Here is a 5,782-nt window from a genome sequence, read left to right on the forward strand (position 1 = left end):
AAGTCCTTGTTCCATATATTGTATGGTCGTTTTTTTACTATATTTATAATCCGTGGTTATGGACGCCAGGACATCCATTTAAGATAGAACCGCGTGTGTTCCTGGAGCAGCTGAAATGGGCTGATTCCGGCTATCATTTGTATTTTATGATCATTATTGTGCAGTTTTACTTGTTGTTTCCACTGTTAGTTTGGGCTGTGAGGAAAGCTGCCTGGTTCCGCAAAACGCTGGCGCTCTGGGGGCTGGCTATTCAGGGCGGCGTGTACATATACAGCCATTGGTTTGGGGCAATCGACCACAAGCCGGAGCTGTGCATCACCTACTTCGCATACTTCCTCATCGGAGGCGCAATCGGCATGAACTACGGAGCATTCCGCGAATGGCTCGAACGGAACAAAGGCTGGGTCATCCCGACTTCGATACTCAGCGGCCTTGTCTATACAGGGCTCTATCTGCTAGGCCTAAAAGGGTATACGTTTGAAAATACCTGGTTTGAGGTATTGTGGCTAATCTATAGCATCGGGATCGGCATTAGCTTTATCTGGGCTGGAAAGTGGCTCCTGCACAAAGCAGCGCCAGTGGCGCGCTTCTTTGTATCACTCGGGTCCGTGTCGTTTGGTGTGTACCTTATGCATCCAGCGCTGCTTTCTTTGTGGAAATATAAAGTTCATACGCCGGGTTCTATTGTGCTCTTTCATATGTACAATGTGATTGTGCTAGTACTGATCGTAGCGATTCCTTGGTTACTAACGCTGCTGTATCGTAAGGTAAGGAAAGTAATGGGTATTTGATATAAAAAGGACAGTGCAGGGTGTTTCCTGCGCTGTCCTTTTTTGACATGTGATCGGGGGGCTGATTTCAGGGAACTGTAGTCCGCTATTTTGCCTGAAAAAGCACATTTTATTCGCTAGGGGAACTACAGTTCGCTATTTTGCTAATTTCTGCGCAAATGGGGAGGATAGCGAACAAATAAGGGCCTGTAGTTCCGCGTTATAGAGAAAACAGCTTGTATTTCCCAGAATAAGGGACTCCAGTTCCCAGTGTGAAAGCCTTAGCTCTAATTTCTGCTATGGCAAGGGCTAGAGACACTCTATGTTGTATTTTGTGCAACGAAAAACCGAGAAAAGGTTGAAATGTAGAGTTACGTTGCACAAAGTACAACCATTTTCAGCTCAAATAGCCCAAATCAGCCCCTTCTCGCTCTCTACGTTGTACAAAGTACAACATAGTGGAGCGAAGGCACTGAATTTCAATCCTTATGTTGTATAAACTGCAACATACCGAGAGTGGGGCGCCAAGAAATCAAGAAATCAAGAAATCAATACCCGCGCTGATATTGCTGCGGGATATAGGGATGCTCATGCCCTAGCTGAACAGCAGCATGCGTTGCCCAATACGGGTCGCGCAGCAAGCCGCGCGCGATGGCGACAAGATCCGCATCCTCGTTAACGATGATGGACTGCGCCAGTTCCGGTTCCGCCAGCATGCCGACGGCGATAACCGGCACTTGCAGCGCCTCGCGGATTTGCCGCGCGAAAGGCACCTGGTAACCGGGGGAATTGCCCGGTTTCCGCTGCCCTGCAAGACCTTCCCCGCCTGAGCTCACATGAAACGCATCGACGCCTGCGGCTTGATACGCTTTGGAGAGTTCAATGGCGTGGTCAAGATCATAGCCGCCGTCAGCGTACTCAACAGCAGAAATACGGAAAATCAGCGGCATGTCTGCAGGCATTTCTTTTTTCACAGCTTGAATGACTTCTACGCCAAATAGGGCTAGATCTTGCCCATAGACATCGTCTCTTTTATTCGTGAGCGGCGATTGGAATTGATGGATCAAATAACCGTGAGCGCCATGCAGCTCGATGGTATCTACGCCGGCTTGCACCGCGCGGCGAGCCGCATCGCCGAACAGCTGCACAGTGTCTCGCACCTCGTCTGTCGTTAAGGCTCGTGGCATTTTGTAGGCATCTCCTGGGAAAGGGATAGCCGATGGCGCGACAGGAACTTCCGCATCCTCAGCTTTGCGCCCTGCGTGGGCAATCTGGATGCCGATTTTTGCGCCATGCGCATGAACGCCATCAATAATTCTCGCGAAAGCAGGGATATGATCGTCGGACCAGATGCCCAAATCGTGATCTGTGATACGGCCATCAGGATGCACATCCGTCATTTCCATAATCAGKAGGCCAGTGCCCCCGATTGCCCGGGAGAGATAGTGGACATAGTGCCACTCATTAGGTATTCCGTCTTTAGCTGTAACTGAATATTGACACATCGGGGCCATGACGATGCGGTTTCTTATTTGTAAGCCTTTCAGCTGATAGGGTGAAAATAAATCTTTTTTCATATGATGTACCTCCTAGGATATAAATATATAGAAATATAGATATTTGCCGCCGTTAGCTTGGAGCGTTGGGCAAAACTATGTACCTTAGTATCGGTTGTATTATAATTAAATTCAAGTAGCCACTTTTAAGTGCTATAGTAACTAAAAGTATACTAATGGGAGAAAGGTTGCATCTATATGAACGAAATCATTCAGTTATTGCAAAATCATCGTTCGATTCGCAAGTTTACAGATCAACCCGTCACAGATGAGCAGTTGCAAGACATCCTAGTCTCCGCACAAGCGGCTTCAACCTCCAGTAATATGCAGGCATATAGCGTTATTCACGTATCAGATAGCGAGTTAAAAAGCCAGCTTGCCGGGTTCGCCGGCAATCAGAGCTACGTAAGCGAATGTCCGGTGTTTCTCGTGTGGTGTGCCGACTTGCAACGCTATTCGCAAGCGTCACATCGGCATGCGGACACGCCGATAACTGGCAATGCTGAGAATTTCATCATTGCCACTGTCGATGCTGCACTCGCTGCGCAGAATGCAGCCATTGCGGCCGAGTCGCTCGGACTCGGCGTTGTCTACATCGGCGGGCTCCGCAATAAGCCCGCTGAGGTCACCCAGCTGCTGGGCCTGCCGCAGCTGGTGTACCCCATCTTCGGCATGTGCATCGGCACGCCGGATCAAGAGCCGCTGCAGCGTCCGCGGCTCCCTCTTGAAGCCGTATACCACGAGAATCGGTATACGGATAACGAAGAAGCGGTTCGTCAGTATGACGAGACGATCCGCGACTACATGAACGTTCGTACGGGAGGCAAGGTCGATACGACGTGGTCTAAGGAGATGGCGGGCAAGGCGCTGCGGCCCCGCGAGCATATGAAAGCTTTTCTTAACTCGCAGGGCTTCGGAGAGGTGTAAGCTTTCGATCCTTTTCGCGATGCACTCATATTTCCAGAACTTGTCTCATACATATGAATGAGGATGATGAAGACAGGCTTGGAGAGTTTATCAGGCGAAAGGAGTGTGATCAGGTTGAAAGGCTTTAGAAATGTCGTGTACATGAGCGTAGCGCTGGGCATGCTGATATATTCGTTACCCCAATTGCAGCTTCGGGACGTGGGTTCCCTGCCGATGATTTTTAGCAGCATTTGGATCGCTATGGCGCTTCTTGTTATTGCGTCACATTTGCATCAGATTCTAGGTGTGGATGAAGAGAAACGCAGAGAGCTTAAGCGCATTAACCGGATGAAAAAATGGCAGCTGGAGCAGCTTGTTCAAGGCCGCAGAAAAATGCTGCAATTTCGTAAATAACCCGAAAGGGATCAAGTTAAGCTTTACCTTTTGACATCGAACATATGTTTGGTATAATACAAATGAAGCATCCAATCCAATAGGGTTGGATTTTTCTCATTATAGATGCTGTTCGCATTGTTCTTGCTCTTTCGAACGTTTATACTAGTAGTACAGAGTAGTACAGGAACAGGCGAATGGGGTGTAACAGTTGGATACTCAATCCGTGGATTCGTTAACGAAGCATGAACAAATTTTACGACATATAGAAAGCTTGAAGCTCGGCAGCCGAATCTCCGTTCGCAAGATTGCCAAGAACATGGAAGTAAGTGAAGGTACGGCTTACCGGGCGATCAAAGAGGCGGAGAATCAAGGCCTGGTCTCAACCAAAGAGCGAATCGGAACCGTCCGAGTGGAGAAGAAGCTGCGGCAGAACATCGATAAGCTCACATTTGCAGAAGTCGTGAACATGGTGGACGGACAGGTGCTCGGCGGCTCACGTGGACTGCACAAGACGCTGAATAAATTCGTCATTGGCGCGATGGAGCAGGACGCCATGATGCGATATATCGAAGCAGGCAGCTTGCTCATCGTCGGTAACCGGAACGAGGCGCACAGCTGTGCACTCGAATACGGCGCAGGGGTGCTGATCACGGGTGGTTTTGATACCAGTACAGAAGTGAAGCTGCTTGCCGACAAGCTAGAGCTGCCGATCATTTCAAGCAGTTACGATACTTTTACTGTAGCCTCAATGATCAATAGGGCGATCTACGATCGTTTGATTAAGAAGAAGATTATGCTCGTTGAGGATATCCTGGCATCAGGTGCTTCGCTGTACGCCTTGAAGGCGAATAGCACGCTGAAGGATTGGCAGCGATTGTCGGAGGACACAGGCTACAGCCGTTTCCCGGTCGTTGATGAGTGGAACCGAATCATTGGCGTCGTGACGTCCAAGGATATGGTGGGAGCGAACGCTCTGCAGACGGTCGATAAGCTCATGACGCGCAGCCCGCTTACGGTCACACCGCAGACTTCGGTAGCTTCTGCTGCCCACATGATGGTGTGGGAAGGCATTGAGCTGCTGCCTGTGGTGGATCTGAACCGCAAAATGGTGGGCGTGCTGAACCGTAGCGATGTGCTCAAAGCGATGCAATATATTCAGAAGCAACCGCAGAACGGGGAAACGTTCGAGGATTTGATCTGGTCCGGACTGGAAGAGGTCAGAGATGAGAAGGGGACCCTGCAGTTCCACGGTGTCATAACCCCTCAGATGACGAATCATCTGGGCACAGTGTCAGAGGGAGTTCTGACGACGCTAATGACCCAAGCCGCCTACCGCATTGTACAGGAATATAAAAAAGGCGACCTCGTCATGGACAACATGTCCACCTATTTCCTCAAACCGCTGCAAATTGATTCTAAAATAGAAATACGACCCACCATTATTGAGGTGAGCCGTAAATTTGGCAAAATTGATGTGGAAATTTATCATGCTGGGGCTTTGGTTTCCAAAGCGATGCTGACAGCACAAGTCATCTAGCGCAGCAGACGATCGAAGTGCCCGTGATTGCGAATGCCTGCGAATAAATTAAACAATCCAAGCAGGACCAGTACGGTGCCGAAGATCCGGCGGAAGCTGGACTCGCTGAAGAAGAAGAGCTGAGTGACAGCAATCATCACTAGCATCAAGCCCATGCAAATATTCATGCGAGCTGAGTAAAGACCGCGTTTGGCGGGTTCCTTTTCACGACGCGCCCGGAAGCTGAAGAAGACCGATAGAGCAAGCAGCAGGCAAATGAGAGAGAATAATGAAACTTGAATCGCGAACATGTGGTTCATCCGTCCTTTATAAGCGAGTTTACTGTTAACTTTAGCGATTTTGGGAGGAGAATGCAATCACATCTCGCGCAGATCCTGACAAATGTTTATGTTCGCTTCTCTTGGGCTGTGATCCAAACGGTCAATTCAGTCTGAATTAAGACGATGGATTTCACTTCAACAATATATTTCTTATCATGCAAAATGTAGGTTTTTTGAGTAATCAACTTCTCATAAAGTGGTTGAGCGTCTTTGACATAAGTGGCTCTCTGGCCAATTACGAGCTTGAGCTCGCTTTTGATATCACTTTCTATCTCCTTCTGAATATCTTCGCTAATC

General features: G+C 48.9%; 7 protein-coding genes. 4 read left to right on the forward strand and 3 right to left on the reverse strand.

Annotation, left to right across the window (positions count from 1 at the left end):
- The coding region (locus tag AC1DUA_RS20450) for an acyltransferase family protein (RefSeq protein ID WP_477501524.1) at positions 1–791 on the forward strand (791 nt) is incomplete at its 5' end.
- Between the two features lie 527 nt (positions 792–1,318).
- Here AC1DUA_RS20450 and AC1DUA_RS20455 read toward each other — a convergent pair.
- On the reverse strand, positions 1,319–2,347 hold the full coding sequence (locus tag AC1DUA_RS20455; RefSeq protein ID WP_477501525.1) for an NADH:flavin oxidoreductase/NADH oxidase: 1,029 nt from the start codon (positions 2,345–2,347) through the stop codon (positions 1,319–1,321).
- A gap of 177 nt (positions 2,348–2,524) precedes the next feature.
- On the opposite strand from AC1DUA_RS20455, the gene nfsA reads away from it, so the two are divergent.
- The 3 genes from nfsA (at position 2,525) to AC1DUA_RS20470 (ending at position 5,165) form a co-directional block, all read left to right on the forward strand.
- Positions 2,525–3,253, forward strand: coding sequence for an oxygen-insensitive NADPH nitroreductase (gene nfsA, locus AC1DUA_RS20460; RefSeq protein ID WP_477501526.1), 729 nt, complete (start codon positions 2,525–2,527; stop codon positions 3,251–3,253).
- Positions 3,254–3,358: 105 nt separating this feature from the next.
- The gene (locus AC1DUA_RS20465) at positions 3,359–3,646 is read left to right on the forward strand and encodes a hypothetical protein (protein ID WP_477501527.1); all 288 of its coding nucleotides are present in this window, start codon (positions 3,359–3,361) and stop codon (positions 3,644–3,646) included.
- Between the two features lie 190 nt (positions 3,647–3,836).
- Positions 3,837–5,165 (forward strand): DRTGG domain-containing protein, encoded by a 1,329-nt coding sequence (locus AC1DUA_RS20470; RefSeq protein ID WP_477501528.1) that lies wholly within the window; start codon positions 3,837–3,839, stop codon positions 5,163–5,165.
- Here the strand turns inward: AC1DUA_RS20470 and AC1DUA_RS20475 are convergent.
- A complete protein-coding gene (locus AC1DUA_RS20475) occupies positions 5,162–5,455 on the reverse strand; it encodes a YtpI family protein (protein ID WP_477501529.1) in 294 nt (97 codons plus the stop codon). The two genes, AC1DUA_RS20470 and AC1DUA_RS20475, sit on opposite strands and share 4 nt — an antisense overlap.
- A gap of 95 nt (positions 5,456–5,550) precedes the next feature.
- Positions 5,551–5,782 (reverse strand): sporulation membrane protein YtrI (locus AC1DUA_RS20480; RefSeq protein WP_477501530.1); only part of this gene is annotated, 232 nt, incomplete at its 5' end.

The organism is Paenibacillus sp. 01T422 (assembly GCF_056398785.1).